The sequence below is a fragment of the Paenibacillus physcomitrellae genome (assembly GCF_002240225.1).
Lineage (GTDB): Bacteria > Bacillota > Bacilli > Paenibacillales > Paenibacillaceae > Fontibacillus > Fontibacillus physcomitrellae.
The window spans coordinates 2,577,501-2,598,087 of the sequence record NZ_CP022584.1; the positions used below are offsets into that span (position 1 = coordinate 2,577,501).

At 48.5% G+C, this 20,587-nt stretch carries 15 protein-coding genes and 1 pseudogene (1 of these 16 running past the window's edge); 2 read left to right on the forward strand and 14 right to left on the reverse strand.

Going from position 1 to position 20,587, the window contains the following annotated elements; genetic code table 11:
- Positions 1-32, forward strand: the final stretch of a protein-coding gene (locus CBE73_RS11840) for a molybdopterin-dependent oxidoreductase (RefSeq protein WP_094094378.1). It extends 1,222 nt beyond the left edge of the window; 32 of the gene's 1,254 nt are visible here — the last part of the coding sequence; the start codon falls outside the window, past its left edge; it ends in the stop codon at positions 30-32.
- A gap of 166 nt (positions 33-198) precedes the next feature.
- Here CBE73_RS11840 and ligA read toward each other — a convergent pair whose 3' ends face one another.
- The 6 genes from ligA to CBE73_RS21930 form a co-directional block, all read right to left on the reverse strand.
- Entirely contained in the window at positions 199-2,211 is a 2,013-nt protein-coding gene (gene ligA / locus CBE73_RS11845) for an NAD-dependent DNA ligase LigA (protein ID WP_094094379.1), read from the reverse strand.
- A 366-nt stretch (positions 2,212-2,577) separates the two neighbouring features.
- Complete coding sequence (gene pcrA, locus CBE73_RS11850) at positions 2,578-4,971, reverse strand: DNA helicase PcrA (protein WP_094094380.1); 2,394 nt, start codon at positions 4,969-4,971, stop codon at positions 2,578-2,580.
- An 84-nt stretch (positions 4,972-5,055) separates the two neighbouring features.
- A complete protein-coding gene (gene pcrB / locus CBE73_RS11855) occupies positions 5,056-5,763 on the reverse strand; it encodes a heptaprenylglyceryl phosphate synthase (RefSeq protein ID WP_483406837.1) in 708 nt (235 codons plus the stop codon).
- A 206-nt stretch (positions 5,764-5,969) separates the two neighbouring features.
- A complete protein-coding gene (locus tag CBE73_RS11860) occupies positions 5,970-6,641 on the reverse strand; it encodes a PI-PLC domain-containing protein (RefSeq protein ID WP_094094381.1) in 672 nt (223 codons plus the stop codon).
- Positions 6,642-7,471: 830 nt separating this feature from the next.
- Entirely contained in the window at positions 7,472-7,933 is a 462-nt protein-coding gene (locus tag CBE73_RS11865) for a phospholipase domain-containing protein (RefSeq protein WP_094094382.1), read from the reverse strand.
- Positions 7,934-8,109: 176 nt separating this feature from the next.
- Positions 8,110-8,256 carry a hypothetical protein gene (locus tag CBE73_RS21930; RefSeq protein WP_157739531.1) on the reverse strand — a complete coding sequence of 49 codons (147 nt, stop codon included), beginning with the start codon at positions 8,254-8,256 and terminating at the stop codon, positions 8,110-8,112.
- 517 nt (positions 8,257-8,773) lie between these two features.
- On the opposite strand from CBE73_RS21930, the pseudogene CBE73_RS11870 reads away from it, so the two are divergent.
- Positions 8,774-9,957, forward strand: a pseudogene (locus tag CBE73_RS11870) (IS3 family transposase).
- Positions 9,958-10,687: 730 nt separating this feature from the next.
- Here CBE73_RS11870 and galU read toward each other — a convergent pair.
- The 8 genes from galU to CBE73_RS11910 all read right to left on the reverse strand — a co-directional run bounded on the left by galU (position 10,688) and on the right by CBE73_RS11910 (position 20,282).
- Entirely contained in the window at positions 10,688-11,566 is an 879-nt protein-coding gene (gene galU / locus CBE73_RS11875) for a UTP--glucose-1-phosphate uridylyltransferase GalU (protein WP_094094383.1), read from the reverse strand.
- 170 nt (positions 11,567-11,736) lie between these two features.
- A complete protein-coding gene (locus CBE73_RS11880) occupies positions 11,737-12,492 on the reverse strand; it encodes a hypothetical protein (RefSeq protein ID WP_094094384.1) in 756 nt (251 codons plus the stop codon).
- A gap of 289 nt (positions 12,493-12,781) precedes the next feature.
- Positions 12,782-12,967 carry a hypothetical protein gene (locus CBE73_RS11885; RefSeq protein WP_094094385.1) on the reverse strand — a complete coding sequence of 62 codons (186 nt, stop codon included), beginning with the start codon at positions 12,965-12,967 and terminating at the stop codon, positions 12,782-12,784.
- A 281-nt stretch (positions 12,968-13,248) separates the two neighbouring features.
- Complete coding sequence (gene rfbD / locus CBE73_RS11890; protein ID WP_094094386.1) at positions 13,249-14,112, reverse strand: dTDP-4-dehydrorhamnose reductase; 864 nt, start codon at positions 14,110-14,112, stop codon at positions 13,249-13,251.
- Entirely contained in the window at positions 14,109-15,131 is a 1,023-nt protein-coding gene (gene rfbB, locus CBE73_RS11895) for a dTDP-glucose 4,6-dehydratase (RefSeq protein ID WP_094094387.1), read from the reverse strand. The genes rfbD and rfbB overlap by 4 nt, the downstream gene beginning before the upstream one ends.
- Before the next feature lie 31 nt (positions 15,132-15,162).
- Positions 15,163-15,711 (reverse strand): dTDP-4-dehydrorhamnose 3,5-epimerase, encoded by a 549-nt coding sequence (rfbC, locus tag CBE73_RS11900; protein WP_094094388.1) that lies wholly within the window; start codon positions 15,709-15,711, stop codon positions 15,163-15,165.
- Positions 15,712-16,109: 398 nt separating this feature from the next.
- Positions 16,110-17,504, reverse strand: a complete 1,395-nt coding sequence (locus CBE73_RS11905) for a helix-turn-helix transcriptional regulator (RefSeq protein ID WP_094094389.1) — start codon at positions 17,502-17,504, stop codon at positions 16,110-16,112.
- 270 nt (positions 17,505-17,774) lie between these two features.
- Entirely contained in the window at positions 17,775-20,282 is a 2,508-nt protein-coding gene (locus CBE73_RS11910) for a U32 family peptidase (protein WP_094096274.1), read from the reverse strand.
- Between the last annotated feature and the right edge of the window lie 305 nt (positions 20,283-20,587).

Genomic DNA, 20,587 nt, shown 5'->3' on the forward strand with positions numbered 1-20,587 from the left:
GGGTGTCAAAAAGAGGAGCCACAGAGACCTGAGGTCGCTGTCGGTCACTATAGTTTCTAATATAAACGCGTAATGCTTGGAGGATATTCATATTCATATTCATATTCATATTGCGCTTCCTAAAGTAAAAATGAGCCTAGCCCCTTGTTAGGGGGCGGCTCATTTTTCTCATCTGCTAAATTATTCAAAGAAATGAAATCAGACTCCCAGCAGCCGGATGAACTCGTCTTCATCCTCAATGACCTCAATGTCCAAGTCTTTGGCTTTGGTCAGCTTGCTGCCGGCTTTCTCGCCGGCGATGACGAGATCCGTTTTCTTGGAGACGCTGCCGGTCACTTTCGCACCGAGAGCTTCGAGGCGTTCAGCCGCTTCGTCGCGGGTCAATTTATGCAGCGTGCCGGTCAGAACGACGGTTTTGCCGCTGAAATAGGAGTCGGTGCGGGCAGGCGCAGCCTGTTCAGGCGCCTTGGCCTGCACGCCGAGGTCGAGCATTTTTCGGATGGAAGCCTGGTTGAACGGATCTGCGAAAAAGCTCACAATCGACTCCGCCACAATCCCGCCGATATCCGGCAGCGCCGTCAGCTCTTCCACGTCCGCCTGCATGATGGCATCCAGCGAACCAAAATGGTCAGCCAGCAGCTTAGTCGTCGACTTGCCGGTATTCGGAATACCTAAAGCAAACAGGAATGAGGCCAGGTCGCGGCTTTTGCTCGTTTCGATCGCTTCCAGCAGGTTGCGGGCTTTCTTCTCGCCAAAACGCTCCAGCTTCAGCAGGCTTTCATGCTCCAGACTGTACAAGTCGGCAGGCTCCCTAAGCTCAAGCTCGTCGTACAGCTGGCCGGCCGTCTTATCGCTGAAGGTTTCGATATCCATCGCATCGCGAGAAGCGAAATGCGTAATACGCCCTACGATCTGTGGACGGCAGCCGAACCGGTTATCGCAGAACAGATGCGCGCCGCGCTGCTGGAGGGGGAAGCCGCAGGCCGGGCATTTTTCCGGATAGACGATCTCTTCCCCGTCATTGTCCTCCGTGACTTTGCCCAGAATCTCCGGGATAACATCATTGGAACGGCGGATGAAGACGCGCGTGCCGAGCGCGAACTTGAGGTTCTTGCGTTCAATGTCCCCTACGTTGTTCAAGGTGCAGTTCTGCACGGTTACCCCCGCCAGTTCTACGGGTTCTACACGGGCGAGGGGCGTGATTTTTCCGGTGCGTCCTACGTTCCAGGTTACGGATTCCAGCACGGTCGTCGTTTCTTCCGCCTCAAACTTGTAGGCCACAGCCCAGCGCGGGAACTTATCCGTGTAGCCCAGCACCTCGCGGGTCCGCATATCGGTGATCTTCACAACTGCTCCGTCGATCAAATAGTCCAGCGTACCACGCTGCTCCTGGATTTGCTGAAGCTGGGCGGCCACTTCGCTGAAGTCATCGAAATAAGAGATAAACGGATTCACTTTGAACTTATTGGTACGCAGGAAATCCATCATTTCGCGGTGATCGCGGAAGGTGATGTTCTCGGCATATCCCACATTGTAAAAATAAGCGCTCAGCTTCCGCTTGGCCGTCGTCTTCGGATCAAGGTTCCGAAGGGCGCCGGCGGCGGCGTTGCGGGCATTTTTCAGCGGCTCGGCAGCCTGTTTGTTGTACGCTTCCAGCACGGACAAGTTCATGATGCCTTCGCCCTGAACTTCAATCGTTCCGTCACGGAAAGGGATGTTCAGCGGTACGGATTTGATTGTCTTCACCTGGGCCAAAATGCCTTCGCCTACAACCCCATTGCCGCGCGTGGAAGCCTGCACCAGTTTGCCGTCCGTATAAGTCAAATTCAGGGTCAGACCATCGAACTTGAGCTCAACCGCATAGGAAAGCGGCGGGAGAGGGTTATCGGGATTCTTGGCATTATAGTCGCTCGTCAGCTTGACGACGCGGTTGTTCCAGTTCAGAAGCTGCTCTTCGTTCTGGGCCTTATCCAGACTCCAAAGAGGCACGAGATGCCGGTGCGGCGTAAATCCGCTGAGCAGTTCTCCTCCTACCCGCTGTGTCGGAGAATCCGGCAGCACCATGCCGGTCTCCGCTTCCAGCCGGACCAACTCATCGTACAAAGCGTCATATTCCTTGTCGCTGACCAGCGGCTCATCGAGCGTATAGTAATGATAGTTGTATTTGCCAAGCTCCTCTACGAGCTCTTCCATCCTCTGCATTGGATCCATGCGGGGACAACCCTCCATTTATGTATTCATGATCTTATTATAGAAAAATATTAGATAAGGAGACAGCTGAAACAGCCTATCTCCTTATCGTTGCTGTCCATATGGAAAAAGTACGGCTCTGCCGTTCATGCGGCCGTATCTTTTATCTAGAATAGTTTCGGCCAATGTGCCGGAATCTAACCCGGAGCGCTAGACCGGTTATGGGATACAAAGGCGCTTAGGCTTGAAGAAGAAGCTGCAAGCTGTAAGCAGATTGGATGCTGCGCGCTCCGGCTTCGATGAGCCTTCGACGGGCAGACTTTTAACAACGATGGGCCTTCACGATCAACCCTCGACGTCAGCTGTCAAACAATCGATCTTCGACGATCACCCTTCGACTTTGGTGATCGGGGCGAACCCGGCGAGCAGACGTTTCACGCCGACAGGAGCCGGGAAAGCGATCTGCAGCTCCATGTCGTTGCCGGAGCCTTTGACGGCGACGATCGTGCCGGTGCCCCATTTGCCGTGCGATACTTTATCGCCGGCTTTGAATTCACCCGGGGCACCTGCGGCGCGTGCGGCCGGCGCGGCTGAGGCGCCGGTCGTCACGGTTACACTTGGCCGGCCAGGCGCTGAAGCCGCCGAGCCGCCGCCAAGCGGGCGCGCGGTGGCACCTGAGCCGGGCGCCGCCCCATAGCCGCGGGCAGCGCCTGGGGCGCCCGCGTTGTGTCTGGCGGCACCGAAGTTGCTGCCGCCGGCCGAGGCGCCGAAGCCGCGTCCACCGTAGGCGCCGCCGTTATTCGCCCCGCGCCGGTAACGGTCGCGGGCGATGTCGGTGTCTTCCTTCAGTTCCTCCGGAATCTCCTCCAGGAACCGGGAAGGCGGGTTGGCCGTTGTGCGGCCAAACAAGGTGCGCATCTGCGCACAGGTCAGGAAGAGCTGCTCCTCCGCCCGCGTAATACCTACATAAGCGAGGCGGCGCTCCTCTTCCAGCTCTTCATTGTCGAGGAAAGCCCGGCTGTGCGGGAACACGCCCTCCTCCATACCGATGATAAAGACAACCGGGAATTCCAGGCCTTTGGCGCTGTGCATGGTCATCAAGACAACGGCATCGGAGGAATCGGCTTCCTGCTCATCATCGTTCATGCTGTCGATGTCAGCGATAAGAGCCAGATCGGTCAGGAAGGCGACCAGCGATTTGTCTTCGTTGTTTTTCTCGAATTCCTGGGTTACGGACAGGAACTCGTCTATATTTTCCATACGGGACTTGGATTCGAGTGTATTCTCACGCTGCAGCTCTATCCGGTATTCGGTTAATTCAAGCATCTTCTCGGTCAGCTCGGTGACGGACAGGAACTCAATCATCCGGCAGAGCGACACGATCATATCATAGAACTCGACAAGCATATTGCGGGTCCGGCCGGCAAAACCAAGATCGTCCACAAATTCGAGCACCTTGAAGATAGAAGTGTTCCGTTCCGCCGCCGCCGCTGCAAGCTTCGCTACGGTCGTATCACCAATCCCCCGCTTAGGTACGTTAATGATCCGCGTCAAGCTGATGTCATCGTCCGGGTTGGACAGCAGGCGAAGATATGCCAGGATGTCCTTGATCTCTTTACGATCATAGAACTTGATGCCGCCGACGATCTGATAAGGAATATCCGATTTGATCAAAATTTCCTCTATAACCCGGGACTGGGCGTTCGTCCGGTACAGAATCGCGTGGTCGCGGTAGGATTTTGCGTTTTTGATATTTTTGTGGATCTCGGACGTGATGAAGTAACCTTCATCATGCTCCGAATCGCCGCGGTAAACTTTGATTTTAGGACCTTCGCCCTTGTCGGTCCACAGCTTCTTCGGTTTGCGGCCGCTGTTCTGGCTGATGACTTCATTGGCCGCATTCAGAATATTGGAAGTAGAGCGGTAGTTCTGCTCCAGCATAATTGTCGTTGCTTCCGGATAGTCCTCTTCAAAATTCAGAATGTTAGAAATATCCGCACCGCGCCAGCGGTAAATGGACTGGTCGCTGTCGCCGACCACGCAGATGCGGTGGTGGCTGTCGGCCAGCATTTTACAAATCATGTATTGAGCCCGGTTCGTATCCTGATATTCGTCGACATGAATGTACTTGAATTTCTTCTGATAGAAATCCAGCACTTCCGGCACTTCCTTGAACAGTTCGATCGTCTTCATGATCAGGTCGTCAAAATCCAGCGAGTTGTTGGATCTAAGCCGTCTTTGGTACATCTTGTACACCTTGGCCGCAATGTCCTGCAAATAATCGCCGATCTTCTGCTCATACTGTTCAGGAGTGATCAGTTCATTCTTGGCTGCGCTGATCATGGCCTGGATCGCCTTAGGTTCAAACTTCTTCGTATCGAAATTAAGCTCTTTCATGCAGTTGCGGATGACGGACAGCTGGTCTGTGGAATCCAGGATCGAGAAGTTGGATGTAAATCCGATTCGTTCAATATCTTTGCGGAGAATACGCACGCACATGGAGTGGAAGGTCGAGACCCAGATGTCGCGCCCTTCAGGACCGACCAGACTGGACACCCGCTCCTGCATCTCCCGGGCCGCTTTATTCGTAAACGTAATCGCCAGGATCGCCCAAGGCGGCGCCTTGCGGGTTCCGATCAAATAGGCAATGCGGTGCGTCAGCACACGCGTCTTGCCGCTGCCTGCGCCAGCCATAATAAGAAGCGGCCCTTCGGTGGCGATGACCGCTTTCTTTTGCTCCGGATTCAGTTTCTGTATCGCTTGTTCTATATCAACAGACATTAAGTCATGTCTCCTTTCATTTACAAGAATCCTGTCCAGCGCTCCCTAGCTAATCTTGACTAAGCTTGATTAGGCTTGACTAAACTAAGCTTGCTGAAACGAAGTTCCTTTTACTGCCTGTACCGTTTCGAGCGCTTTGTCCAAATCGCTGTATATAATGTTGCCAACGATAACGGTGTCACTGACTGCTGCAGCATCGGCCGCTGTTGACGCGTCCACTATCCCGCCTCCGTAAAACAACCGGGCTTGTTCCAGCGAATGCTTGACCTCAGCCACCAGCTCCATATCTCCAAACTTGCCGCTGTATTCGACATAAATGACCGGCAGCGACATCAGCCGTTCTCCGGCTTGTCCATAAGCGGCAGCACGCGAGGCAGACATTGCTGCATCCGCACCTGTCACTTGCCCGGCTGTGGAATCGGCATTCAAAATCAGATAACCCTCAGGCACAACCATCTCCCAAGGAATCAAATAGCCGTACCGCTCTACTGCTTCACTGTGCCGGCCGATCAGCCAGCTTGGGTCAGCGGCATTCAGCACCATCGGAATCAGATACAAATCAAAGCCGGGCACAACGGCCTCCAGATCGGAAACCTCTAACACGCAGGGAAGCTCATACTGCCTGACCCGCGACATCAGATCCACGGTATTATCATAGGTTATCCCGCTGGAGCCGCCGATCATAATCGCATCTGTACCGGACAGGCATACCGCCTCCAATTGTTCATCCGCAATCGTGCGGTCGGGGTCCAGCTTAAACACATGTCTCCATGTGTTAATCATTGATTTCAACGCCCTATTCCTCCAGCCTAAAATGACCTAAAATTCGTCCAAATGAGACACTACCTCCTAGTCTATGCTACGCACCGGAGAGTGTCAATGTTCGTATTTTGGATGAAAAAGGGGAACAAAAACGCCCTGCCGCCCCAGGCTTCCCCGGAGATGCGGCAGAGCGCTTTTTCACAAATATTCAGACTTCATTTCGGCTTCCATTTGGCCTAAAGTCCAAGTAGAATTTTCCAAACCGGCTTTCGCAGTTCGCCTTCCGATAAACGGTTAGAGTAGAAGCCGTAAGCGCCCATCGCCTTGAACTTTAATACATCGCTCATTTGATCAATCGTATGGATGTAAGAAGGCACTCCCAAATCCGATAAAGCTGAGATCAGCTTGCGGTCCGCCCTTGTATTCGACATCGTCACCGCAGAGATATGATTCTCGCGCACAAACTTCACAACCTCAGCATCCGTATCTTTGGACACATACAGCGTATAGATGATCTGAGGAAAATCATATTCGGCTTTCACTTCAGCCAGCATCGGCTGGTTATAGATCTGCGGCACGACCCGGTCCAGTACGCTTGGATCAACCTCGTCCGCTTCTTTCACGATCGTACTGAACATCTGGCGGATACGCTCCGGTTCAATTTCCTCGGTATCTGTGATGATATAAATGTCCGGATATTCATGCAGCAACTGCACCGCATCTGCCCAGCTGAGGGCATCGTATCTGCCCTGAATCTTGGCCTTCCTGAATTCTTCATATGTAAAACGTGAATTCAGCCTGTCATCCGGCAGCTCATTCTGCTGACCCATCATTTTGGAGAAGCTTGCCCCCCATTCATGGCGTCCGATGAGCTGCTCATCTTGATCCGAGGTGAACAGCATGTCCATCTCAAATACGCGGTTCCCTTTGGCATAACTCGTTATAAAGGCTTCATAACTATTCTGGTTTTGTTGGTTTCGGATATAGGATTTAACAAATTTATTTCTTCTTTGGTTTTAATTTACTATTTTTCCCAACATGGATCTGATCTCCTTTCTTAAAATCCCGGAGCTCGGGAAGAGAAATCCTCCCCTGTACTGTGCGATATTCTTCCGTTTCTATTACACGATACCCTTGAGCCAATTCTCGGATCCAGTAGTATTTTTATTTCTCATGCCCTCCGCGATAGTCACGGCCTCCTTTAACAACCCGTACGGACTTTGTGCTTAAACGCTACAAGGATCTTAAGTAACTCTAGAACGTAGAAGACCACTCAAATTGAGCGGTCTTCATTTTGTGATGAATTGTATAAGTTTTAAGGGTCGCAAGGGACCAATGTTGGTTTTAAATACAATTTATTTTCTGCTTTTGTCATTATATCTGTTTAGAGGCTTAATTCAACCCCCTGTTTGAGAGTTTCATTATTTATGATGTTCAAAACATTGTCGCTTTATCAGAGCGATTCTAATGGCTGTATGATCAGTTTTCGTCTAGAAATAATATATGGTGCCTTAAAATAGAAACTAGAGTCCTGTGGTTATGTTCGGAAATAACAAAAATTATCCCCATGCTTTGAAATAGATTATTGTTTGAAAATCGCCTGCTTGTTTAAATGCATGTATTATTTAATAAAGCAAGGTTTTGTTGAAAAATTACCAGCATTAAAAATACTCATAACAAAGGTGACCTCAGTATAGGTCACCTTTGTTATGAGATATTATGTAATACAGGATTTATTTTACCAAGGTATATCTGAGCTTTTCAGATATACTATACCTTTTGGATTAGCTGCACTACCATGTACTTGTAATGTGTAAGATCCTGAAGGAACCCCACCACCATTTTTAGTCCAATCAAATGTTTCGCCAGCTTTAACAGTTGCATCTAGAATTACACCATATTCAGGATAATCATTGCTTTGAAGTGTGACTCTATATGATTGAGTGCCAGTATTTTTGGCTTGCAACTTAAGATTACCAGAACCTTTGGCAATAGCTAGAGTTTTTGTATAAGTTGTTGAGCCGCCTTCTAGGTTTAACGTCCATTCTCCAGTAATTGCAAAAGGAGTAATTTCAATCACTTCAGATTCTTCAGTTGCTTTAGGATTTAAATCAGCTGCTGAAACAGCACTAAAAGCTCCAAGAACAAGCGAAAGAGAAAACGCTGTTGCACCAACCATCTTCATCGTTTTACTAGTCATTTTACCTCAATCTTCCTTTCCATCTAAAATATAGTGTAATATCATCTAAAATATTATTAGAATGATATATTGGACAATATTACACTATTTGTAAAAAATAATCAATAGGCATACATAGTGAATTATCCGTTCATACGGCCCAGGCCCAATTCTAGTTATGTTATGTCCTCCTTCTCTCACATGTCCGTAGTATAAATCACTTCCAGCAGGCTATCCTTATAAATCATATGCGTGGCCTCGAATCGCTCATCAATGTAATCTCGGATGAAGTAATCTCGCGCGATCACATCTTCTTCTTTCCGCCATAACTCGGCCTTTCTCATTCGTTCACTCTCTGGTTGGGCTGCCCAGACTTCGAGGGCCTCACGTTCAAGTTACTTCTCGATTTTTCGTTCCGTGAGCCGTTCATTCAATCGCTCATGACTTTTATTTCTATTACAAGCAAGGTTTTTCCATTTGTTCGATCATGATCGTGATCAAATAGAGATCACACCACTCACTATCTCAAGGGATCTATTATTTAGATGCGCAAGGTTCAGAAGGATAATCGTGCCGAGATAGAGAGTTAAAATCTATTTACGAGTCCCTCGTAAACAGTAATTCCGAGTAATAAGACAAAAATTACTACACCTAGTGCTGGCCCACACCGTGCCATAAATAACGCACAAAACTTATACCGAGCTGCGACAATCTAGCAAAAGCTGCCTAGCACAAATAAAAAACCACAGTAGTGATTCCATTCGACTGAATCATAGCTGCAATTGTTTAAAGTCAGACCAAATCCACTGATATGCACCCCTAATGTTAGATACCATCTAACATTAGGGGTGCAGTTTTTGCATGGCTAAATTTAATGCCGATGAAAAATTAAAAGCGGTCTTACGTTATTATGAAAGTTCAGAAAGCTTGAAATCCATTGTGAGACCCTGGGGGTCGATATACTGTCTTTTAAATTGGATTAGGCAATATGAGCATCACAGTGAAAAGACCTTTAGAAAGAGCCATACATCATACACAGCACAGGATAAACTAGACGTACTTCAATATAGGGAAACGGCTGCAATTTTTAATATTGCGAGTCATAGTACCATTTTAAGCTGGCAAAAGAGCTTAAATCACATGGAATAGACGCCCTACAGGCACAGAAAAAGGGGCGCTTATCCATGAATAAAGGCTCTAAGGATCAGAAGAGTTAAACACCAGCAGAAAGAACCATAGAGGCTCTACAAGCAGAGCTAGAACGTTTGCGTATGGAAAATGCATATTTAAAAAAGTTGAATGCCTTAGTTCAAAACAAGGAGAAATCACCAAACAAGACAAAGCAAAAGTAGTCTATGAAGAAGGAACGAATTCTCGGTGAAGGCACTTCTAGAGTTAGCTAACGATTCCTCGTAGTACCTATTATTACGTGATTAAAACGTTCGACAGGCCAGACAAGGATGGTGAGTTGAAAGACATCATTCAAGCCATCTACAAAGAGCATCCGAGGCGATATGGTTATCGCCGTATTCGGGATGAGACTAGTAAATCGTGGGCATCGTGTCAATCATAAGAAAGTGCAACGTCTAATGAATATATTGGGATTAAAAAGTCTTGTGCGGATGAAAAAATACCGTTCGTATAAAGATATGGTTGATAAGATAGCAACTAATATTTTAGAGCGTGACCTTCATGCGAAGAAGCCCAATGAGAAGTGATCACGGATATAACGGAAATTAAATGTTGTGGAGAAAAAGTATATTTTTCGCCCATGCTCGATCTGTTTAACGGCGAAATTATTACGTATACGATTGATTCAAGGCCTGTATACACTTTAGTTCCCAACATGTTGGATCAAGCATTTGAACTATTAGCAGCTGAAGATAGACCTCTCATTCATTCTGATACTTAAATTCGATAATATTGAGCCGTTTAAACAAGAGCTCTTCATTTATATCGAGTACTACAATCACAAGCGTATCAAAGCAAAACAAAAGGGAATGAACCCGGTCCAGTACCGAACTCATTCCCAGAAAGTTGCTTAATATAATAAATAATTATTGTCTAACTTTTGGGGTCACTTCACACAGAATAAGCTGACAGGCCTGTTTCCTTAGCTTTTCGTCAGCAAGAGATTTTATATTTCTAAGCGTCTCTATTTAAATTGTTTTTTTGCCTTCTGAACCAAACAGCACTTAGAACGTCAATTAGAATCCTACGGGTCTTTTTGTTTCGTTCCGCCTTATATTGTTTGATTCTCTCCTCATAGCAGCGTCGGAAAAAGCAACTGGATTTTCAAGTTTGAGCTTCATGCTAACGGTTCCTTCAGGAATGCGTATCTCACACCCACGAGCGAAGTAAAGTTCGCAAGAAATTTTACGACTTTGGGTTCCAGATGATCTTGGAACTGATTGACGAGCATTAAATAGATATCGTTAATATATCCTTCGGACAGGGGGAGGCCTTCGACATAACAGTATTTCGGAACAGTCTTTGTTAGGATTCCATAAATTGGATCTGGTTCAACAGTGGAGGCTTGGGGGCCGATGCCCTCATACAATCAATCATCGTTAATTCATTTTTAGTTATATCATTCTTTAGTAGTGGCGGATTTTTCGTCATCGGATTGGCTGCTTCCCGACAGCAGAAGCAGGAATACGGCTGCAGCTACGCCCAGAAGACTTAGCAAACGTTTCATGATCCATGGCCTCCAGCCTAACTTTGCCCCAATGGCGTTATAGGCTCTTCATTTTCAGTTTAATTATCTTTGAGTTCTCAAGCATACGTCTTGTTCAGAATATTCTGCATATACGCCAGCAGCTGCTCCCGCATCTCTTCCTGCTTCAGTGCATAATGGATGGTTGTTTCGATAAAGCCCAGCTTCTCACCTACATCATGGCGTTCACCGTCGAAGTGGTAGGCCATGATGCTTTCTTTCTCGCCCAGACGGCCAATGGCGTCTGTCAGCTGGATTTCCCCGCCAACACCCTCCTGCTGGGCCTCCAGCTCGTCAAAAATTCCCGGCGTCAAAATATACCGCCCCATAATGGCAAGATTCGAAGGCGCCTGCTCGGGCGCCGGCTTCTCTACCAAGCGTTTCGCCCGGTACACGCGGTCCTCCAGCAGATCGGCATCCACGATGCCGTAGCGGGACACCTGTTCATACGGCACCGGCTTGACGCCGACGACCGAACGGCCGTAGCGCTCAAAGACGTTCATCATCTGCTTCAGACACGGCGTTCCTTCCGTTTCCACGATGTCATCGCCAAGCAGAACGGCGAACGGCTCGTCCCCGATAAATTTGCGCGCGCACCAGACGGCATGTCCAAGGCCGCGCGGTTCTTTTTGCCGGATGTAATGAATGTCGGCCATGTTGGAAGGCTTGCGGACTTCCTCCAGCAGGTCCCATTTCCTCTTCTCCGATAAGTGATGCTCCAGTTCAAACGAATTGTCGAAATGGTCCTCGATGGAACGTTTGCCTTTCCCTGTGACGATAATAATATCCTCAATGCCTGAAGCGACCGCTTCTTCAATAATGTACTGGATGGTCGGTTTGTCGACGATCGGCAGCATTTCCTTCGGCATCGCCTTGGTGGCCGGCAGAAAGCGGGTTCCAAGGCCCGCGGCCGGAATGATAGCTTTTCTTATTTTCATAGAATAGATTTCTCCCTTTTCCGATAGTCGGATTTAGTTGCGTTCTTCTATTCATATATATGCTGTTTATATATCATTTATTAATTATATCATAGCATTCAGCAGGTGCCGAATTGATAGAAAAGGGAGATTTAGGATATTTCCGGACTGAGAAATCGGGCTAAGCCAAGCTACATGCCGTTTATCGCAAACCACTGATCCTGCATCAACCAGCCGCGGCCGTTCCAGGTCCAGACGCTGACCATATAACCGTAACGGTCGGCATGATAAAGGCCGCTTACGCCCTGAAAAGCCATTAACGAATATTGGCCGTCCCTGTCGGTGTCCACCGGATACAGTCCGCTTATCGGATCAACAAATCCTTCCACCGGTTTGATCAAGCTGCCGTCCGGCTTATAAATTTGATCCAAATAGTCCTTGCCCCGCCCGCTGATATCGATCGTAAAGGCCTGGCGAGTGTTCAGAGCCGTTACGCGGAGCTTGTAGCCCGGCAGGAAATCTACGCTGTATTTGAGCCGCTCGCTGAAATGCTCGGAATTAAACAGATGGCGGAACTTTCCGTTCTGATAATGGTACACATCATCATACGTGATAGCCCCCGATCCACCCGAATCAATCTGCACTAAAATGTCCTTATATCCGGAACCCGTGAAATCAGCCAGCAGAACCCGCGGGTTATAACCGGACGGTTCCGGCAGACGAATCACATGCTCGCGTCCACTTCCGCCTTCCCGAATGGTCAGCGTTATATTTTGTACATAAGGACTTCCTTCTGTCCGCGTCCCGGTCAGCAGGATTTTATCCGGAACCCCGTCTCCCGTCACCTCGCCGACCACCTGATCAATCACCTCTCCAGCCGCTGCAACCGACCGCAAGTTACCGAACGTGTTGGCATAAGGATGGTTATCATTTGCCCTAAAAACCATTTCGAACCCCTTCTCTCCGCTGGGTTATGAACATTCTCCATAAACACAGGCTCCCATGAACGCAAATCCCCATAAACGTAAATTTCCACAAACGTAAATTTTCCACAACGTGTAAATCGTTCTCTGCTCCAGCATATGAGGCATAGGCTCGGCCGATTCCCGGATCGTTTCTCAAACAGTCTTCCTGGGTTTGCTCCAGCCCTTTTCCTTCCAAAAATAAGAAAAGACCGCTCCGACGCGGAACCTTCGTTCCGAATCTTGCGGTCTGTATGGTATAGATATTAACCTCTTAGTGGTAAATAACCTGTTTGATCCGGGATTCTTCCAAAGAAGTTAAGCTGTGCGGCGGCTGCGGTGTGTGCAAAAGGCGTTCTGTGCCGAACTCGATCTTCCGGTACTCCTCATCTCCTGCGGCCTTCATTTCTCCACGGACTCCGGTTACGAAATTTTTGATTTCTTTAATAGCTGCCAGCATGGCGTTTCATCCTCCTTGGATGACGATCAATGAATTTTGCAACCATTTTGGTTACGCTTACATTATAACATGTTCAGTCCGTATTTGGAAGAGATGTCCACGTCAAATGCACATTAAATTTTCGTGGAAATCGCGTTAAAACAATGATATAAGTTGACATATGCGGGATGTAGTGCGTCTATAAAAGAAGTATGTCTCCCTGCAAGAGACATCCTTCTGAACGATCATGGAGTCGATTTTTTTAGCTATATTTCATTAATCGGAAGATGATTTTCTATGAGTTAGAATTCCATTCCTTGCAAAAAAGCTCTCAGCCCCTCCCGCCAATGTCGGATATCCTGGAATCCATTCGTTCGGATCGACAAATGTTCGAGCACTGAATTGCCCGGGCGCGGGGCGGGACGCGGAAATTGCCCGGTTGTGCATGGCTCCAGCCGGGCTGTAAAGGTTAATCCTGCAACCTCCGCCGCATCCTCAAAAATAGCCTTTGTAAACTCATACCAGGTGCAGGAACCGCTGCCTGAAGCATGATAGATGCCGTATTTCTCCGTTTGCGACAGTTCCACTAGAAAATGAGCGAGATCCACCGTATAGGTGGGTGAACCCTTTTGGTCGTTGACGACCTGAAGGAACGGTTTTTCCTGGCCAAGCCGGAGCATGGTTTTAACGAAATTGCTGCCATGCAAACCATATACCCATGAAGTCCGTACGATAAAATAACGGGAAGACAAGCTCTGAACCATTATTTCACCGGCTCGTTTCGATTTGCCATAAACTGACTGGGGATTGGTATTATCGTATTCCTGATAAGGCAGCTCCGAATAACCGTCGAATACGTAATCGGTGCTGATATAAATCATTTTGGCTCCGCTCTTCTCGGCCGCTGCCGTCACATTTCGGGTGCCCGCCGTATTAACAAGATGGGCACCGTCCACATCCTTTTCCGCCTCATCAACTGCCGTATAAGCGGCACAGTGAATAACTACATCTGGAGCAAACTTTTCGATCACCTTAAGGCACTGTTCCTGGTTCGTGATATCCATCTCCGAGCGGGCAGTCCCTAAAACAATATGTCCGGCGGCTTCGAAGGTCTTAACTACATCGCGGCCTAATTGGCCGCCGGCTCCCGTGATCAGCACCTTCATGACCGATCACCAAAGCGGGCACCATACTGCTTCTTATAATACTCCTGATAAACACCGGACTGAATGCGGCTCCACCACTCCTGATGCTCCAGATACCAGCGAATCGTCTCTTTAATGCCGCTCTCAAAATTATGTTTTGGCGTCCAGCCGAGTTCGCTTGTCAGCTTAGTTGGATCAATCCCGTATCTCCGGTCATGGCCCGGACGATCTTGTACAAATGTAATTAACGATTCGGGTTTGCCCAGCTCGGCCAAAATGGTCTTGACGATTTGAAGGTTTGTGCGCTCATTGCTGCCACCGATGTTATAGACTTCACCGCTTGCCCCCTGATGAATAACCAGATCAATGGCGCTGCAGTGATCCTCAACATACAGCCAGTCACGGATATTTAGTCCGTCTCCGTAGACCGGAAGCGGCTGATCATTTACCGCTCGTGAAATCATCAGCGGGATTAATTTCTCCGGAAATTGATAAGGGCCATAGTTATTCGAGCATCGCGTGATATTGACCGGCAAACCAAATGTTTCATGATAAGCCCGCACCAATAGATCACCTCCAGCTTTGGAGGCAGAATAAGGGCTGTTCGGAGCCAGCGGTGTTTCTTCCGTAAAAAAACCAGTCAGGCCAAGAGTTCCATAAACTTCGTCTGTAGAGACCTGCACAAATTTCGTAATACCGTATTTCTTGGCGGTATCGAGCAGAACTTGCGTGCCGAGGACATTAGTTTTCACAAAAATCGCCGGATCGAGAATACTCCGGTCCACATGCGATTCAGCCGCAAAGTTGACAACGACGTCAATCCCCTGCTGAAACAACACATCCATGGCCGCCTTATCCTGAATATCCGCCTTCACGAAGGTGTAATTTGGGCTTGATTCAATGGATTTCAAATTCTCTAAATTGCCCGCATAAGTCAAAGCATCCACGTTTATAATTTCATATTCCGGATGTTCTTTCAGCATATAATGCACAAAATTGCTGCCTATAAACCCGGCTCCGCCGGTGACAAGCAGTTTCATGAAAGGGCCCTCCCAACCTGCATTTCATCCGTTAATCAAAATTCAACTCCGCATCCTGCAGCAGCGGATGGCTCTGGTCCTTATCCGACAATACCGGATTGGAGACCGGCCAATCAATACCTAGTGCGGGGTCATTCCATAATATGCCGCGGTCGTTCTCAGGGGAATAATATTCGTCCACTTTATATATGACTTGGGTATTCGGTACAAGCGTACAAAAACCATGAGCAAACCCTTTCGGCACCAGCAGCTGACGCTGATTATATTCGCTTAAAATAACCCCCTGCCATTGCCCGAATGTCGGCGAACTCCGGCGAACGTCCACAATTACATCATACACCGCTCCCGCGACTACACGAACCAGTTTCGTTTGCGCTTTTGGGTTCAGCTGATAATGCAAACCGCGAAGCACGCCCGGCTGGGCGGATAGAGACTGATTGTCCTGAACAAAATGATGGTTTATACCTTTATTTTGTACAACTTGTTCATTATAGCTTTCCATAAAAAAACCGCGGCTGTCCCCGTAAACCACCGGTTCCAGCAAAGCCGCCCCATCCATCTTCAAAGGAGTTACTTTCATCCCTCGACTCCCCTTCACTTCAAGTTTCAATTTGCCAAATTCCTCGAAGAAAGTGCTATCAAACATTTATATGCCGTAAAGGACGGAATTGCTTGGGGGGGAATGCGGGTTTATGGAAGGGAAAAAAGTTAGCTATCAAATATAAAAAATAAAGCCGTCACCAGGGGTTCCCCTTAGTAATCGGCTTTATGTCTTCTTAATTTTAAGCAGTAGTTTATAGGTAGTTAATTAAGGAACTGTTAAAGCTTGTCCCAGTCATGTTAGTTAATCACCATTTTCCACCTTCACCTGTACTGAACGCTGCAACTATTCCGGTATGAGGTTTCGATAGAGAGTCAGAATCTGCTAACGACTTAGTCGGAGTAAAAATTACGGCAAGACTTAAAACAAAGGTAAGACTAGCTAATACGGCCAATGACTTCTTTTTCATCGTTATTCTGCGCCTCCAATATAATTTTTTGATATTCAGATTGCTGATCCGCTTTAGCAAAATGTCGAAACCGTTCAAATAAACCTACACAGCGGATGATGCAACCTTCTTGATTAATTCTAACAGAATATGCCAAACTTTTGATTATCCAGTTTATCCCAACATCAAATTTTTGTTGATTTAGATAATAACATGCTAGATCAGCGAGGAAATGGGCGAATTTTGTATTCATGACCTGATGATTATAATTATTATTTGGTCCTTGATGGAAGACCTTCAATATATAACCCTGATATTCTTTCAATAGTTTATCAACATTTAAATGATGTCTGATAGAGGCCTGTAAAACAGAAAACAGACCATTTAGGAGTTCATCTTCACATGTTGTAATATAGGCTATATATTTAAGTAAGGCCTTGGCGTCGCCAGCCATTAATTTATACAAATGAACGTTAGCTTCCGCCCACTCCTGAAATTTTTTAATAGCAGGCAGGCTTTCTAAATCACCCTCCAATACCCAATCTGGATTGTTATAAAGAGTTGTATAATACAAGGCCTTGTCGAATTGACCGTACTCCTTACAAACGGTCCCTCGCATGAGGTAAGAATATAAAGCATAACCAACGAGAGGCATTAAAGGTTCCCGGTTAGAAGAAGACTGCATCTTCACCTTTCCCCTTTTGTGCTTCAAGTCATACAAAATTCGGCTCTTGCTGCCCAGCTTCTCGGCAAGCTCGTCCACTTTATCGTATCTCTGCAGTGAAGCATAGATATCGATCAAATCCTTCAAAGCGTCAAGCTGTTCGGTCTCATCTAATCGGTCCACATAAAGCTCAAATCTCGAAGCTGCCTGTGCATTTACTTCCTGGTTATCACCTAATGTGATTTTGAACAGTCGGTAATGGCAAACAGCCAGCCTTTCAGAATGCTGATATTTCTCACTATCTGCAACGGTCTGATACAAAATAGCAGCGGCCTCCCATTTATTCTCCCGGTACCAATGTTCGGCCATTTCAAATAATGGTCCGGCATAAGACAAATTATCCATTACTCTGCGGGCAGCCTGCTGCATCAATAGTAGCTTGTCCAGTTCGGCACATCGCTCAAAAAAAGGACCGATTCTTCGCCAATCCAAACTGGAAGCTGCAAGATATTCCTCCAAAAACATTTCGTAATATGTCCCTTCAGGTAACCCCATCACTTCTGTTATTCGATCAAGTTGAGTCACCGAGATAGAACGATGTCCATTTAGAATATTGCTGACGGTCCCTGCGTTTATGCCGATCCGTTCTGCAAAACGGGTTACTGTGAGACCCTCCTGTTTGATATAAAGCTCCATTTCAGTTTGAATTGTAGCTGCCACTTATTGTATCACCTCCCAAATAACAAAAAATTACATTCATTAACTTAATATTATTCCAATATATTACAACGGTCAATTGTGAATTCGACGTCATATATGTTTTCGCTGTCATTCTCTCAGAAAAAATAGCGAGAAAAAGTGAATAATGAAGCTTTCAGAAAAAAAGAGCCTTCCATTCCCAAAAAGGAACAAAAGACTCTTTTGTCTATCATAAGCTTCGTTAATTTTCCGTTTATCCCGTCATAACTTGCTGAATTTCCCCGGAAATAATTATTTCACCAGCTGACCGCGGGTTACGCCAAGCTGGTTGGTGGCCTTCAGCGTTTTCCATACTTGGGTGCCGCTGATTTCGCCGCGCAAAGCACGGGTGTACAGATCGATAACCTCTTGTACCTGCTCCGGTGTTTCTTCCAGGAACTCCACGCGGAAGCCCGATACGCCCAGTTGCAGGAAGTTCGTCAGGTATTCCGCACCGGATTGCTCGATGGCGTTGTAAACGGTGTTGCGGCAGCCTTCGTCTACGCGGACCGGATGGCTCATGCCGATGCGGTCCTGCAGGGACGCGCGGTGTTCCTCACACGGACGGCCGCAGTTGGTGTAGTCCGTGCCTTCGCTGAGGAAGGTGCAGTACACGCAATGTTCGGTATGGAACATCGGCAGATGCTGGTGGATAACCACTTCCATCTGTGCGGTGCGGCTCTTGCCCAGCAGATCGACCATCTGCTGGATGTTCAGATCATACGACGGAGTGACGACGTCGCAGCCCGCTTCCAGGAACAGCTCCACGGCTTTGTGGTTGGCGATGTTCAAGGAGAAATCGCCAATCAGCTTCGGCTGGTGCGCGAGCGGATTCTCCAGCCGGTGGCGGAGATAGAAGTAAAGCGCACCGGTGTTGCGCACCAGAACGGCGTCGGGCTTGAGACGCAGGATGTTGTTGTGGTAGCCGTTCTCGCCCGGCATATGGATGCGCGGCGTAGCGAGCGCGATTTGTTTGCCTGCGGCATGAACGGCTTCCACCGCAGCCGGGAACTGCTTGATGAACTCGAAGTCCGCGTAGATGAAATCGACGCCGGTCTTCACGGCAGCAAGCACCTGGTCGAGGCTGCGGCAGAGGGCGGTAAGCTTCGCACCGCCCAGCGGTACCGGCGCAGCGGCCACAGCCGCGTCGCCGAAGATTTCGATCTCCCGTTTCGTATAAACGGGAGGTTTCGGGCGTTCGCCCGCAAGCTGCTCTACAGCGCGGCGGCGGATGCTGTTGAGCTCACGCATCGGCACGATCACGTCGCCGTGCAGGTCCACTTCCAGCTTCTCCAGCTGGAAGACGGTGCCGCCCAGGCGGCCGAACTGCTCCTCAAGCAGTTCGTAGTCCATGGGCCGCTTCTTCGCGATGTCGAGCTCCAGCTCCGAATCGACCCGCACCGTGGTGCCCTTCTGGACATCCGTCCAGAAGGTGATCAGCGGCTGCCCTGGATTGCCGACCGCGCGCACATGTACCGGGAATACCCGGTACGGCTTCTCGGTCTCGAACGTTTGGCGCAGCCGCTTGTCCAGCGCCGGATCGCTGGTCTTCCAGATCCGGTCGCCCACGTGCACACGGCGAAGATCCACGTCACTCCTGCCAGCCACAATGTCGACAAACCAGCCTTCGCCGGCTTCCCCTTCGATCTTCACGCCTTTGCGGCGAAGATCGTAAACGCGGCCGCCCTCCTCCTTCTTCGTCGGGTCGCCAGCGTCAAAAACAATCCCGTCGCCGCGCTTCAGCGGCGCCTCGATTTTACAAACAACGCCGTCTCGCAGCACCTGCTCGACGCGTCCCAGATAAACGCCGCGGCTCTTAGGGAACGTCCCCTCAACAAGCTTCTTGTTGTTGGTCCCTTCCAGGAAGCCGTGAGTGAATCCGCGCGAGAAGCTTTGCTGCAGCTCGCGGACTTCCTCTTTCGACGGACGTTCGCCCTTGCCTTCAAAATACTGGTCAATCGCTTTGCTGTATTTGCTGACCACGTTGGCCACATATTCAGGGCTTTTCAGACGGCCTTCGATTTTAAAAGACGTAACGCCCGCTTCAATTAGCTCCGGCATAATATCGATTGCCGCCAAATCCTTTGGCGACAGCAGGTAAGCCACATCGCCCATCGGCTTCTGCTCGCCGTCAACCATCAGGTCGTACGGCAGGCGGCACGCCTGCGCACATTCGCCGCGGTTAGCGGAGCGTCCGCCCCACATTTCCGAGGTCAGGCATTGGCCGGAATAAGACACGCACAAAGCGCCATGCACAAACACTTCCATCGGAAGTTTGGCCTGGTCGCCGATTTGTTTGATTTGTTTGAGGTTATTCTCGCGCCCGAGCACGACACGCTCCATGCCCCAAGGTTTGGTGAACTCCACCGCTTCCGGCGAAGTGATCGTCATTTGGGTTGAACCGTGGATCGGGAAGTCCGGCGAGATTTCACGAATCATTTTTACCAGACCGAGATCCTGCACGATCACCGCATCCACGCCCGCATCGATACACGCATCGATCAGCTCTTTGGCATCCGCAAGCTCGTCTTCGAATACCAGAATATTAAACGTCAAAAAGCCCTTAACCCCATAGCTGTGCAAAAACGCCATAATCTCCGGCAGCTCATCCATCCGGAAATTGTTCGCGCGGGCGCGGGCATTAAACTTCTCAACGCCAAAAAAGATCGCGTCCGCCCCGTTCGCCACCGCCGCACGCATGCAGTCCCAATCGCCCGCCGGTGCCAGCAGCTCCACGTCTTGCCTTGTAATCTTGCTCATAAAATGGATATCCTCCCAAACCGGCATCGCCGGTAAACTCTTGATTTATTTTTACTTTCCCTGAAAACGGATGACTACCCTACATTATCGGTAAAATCTTAAAATTTTAACTTCATGGACTTATCTATTTTATCAGACATTGCTGCGGTACTCTAGCTTTTCCAACAATACTCAAACTCTTCAGAAAAACCTTTCATTCGCTCCTTTTCCTCTCGTGCCTTCTCGCAGATAGAAGTATTTCTAAAAAATAGAGACGATTTGCGAACTCGTTAATCTTCCAATTTTTTGCTATAATCAAAGAGTAC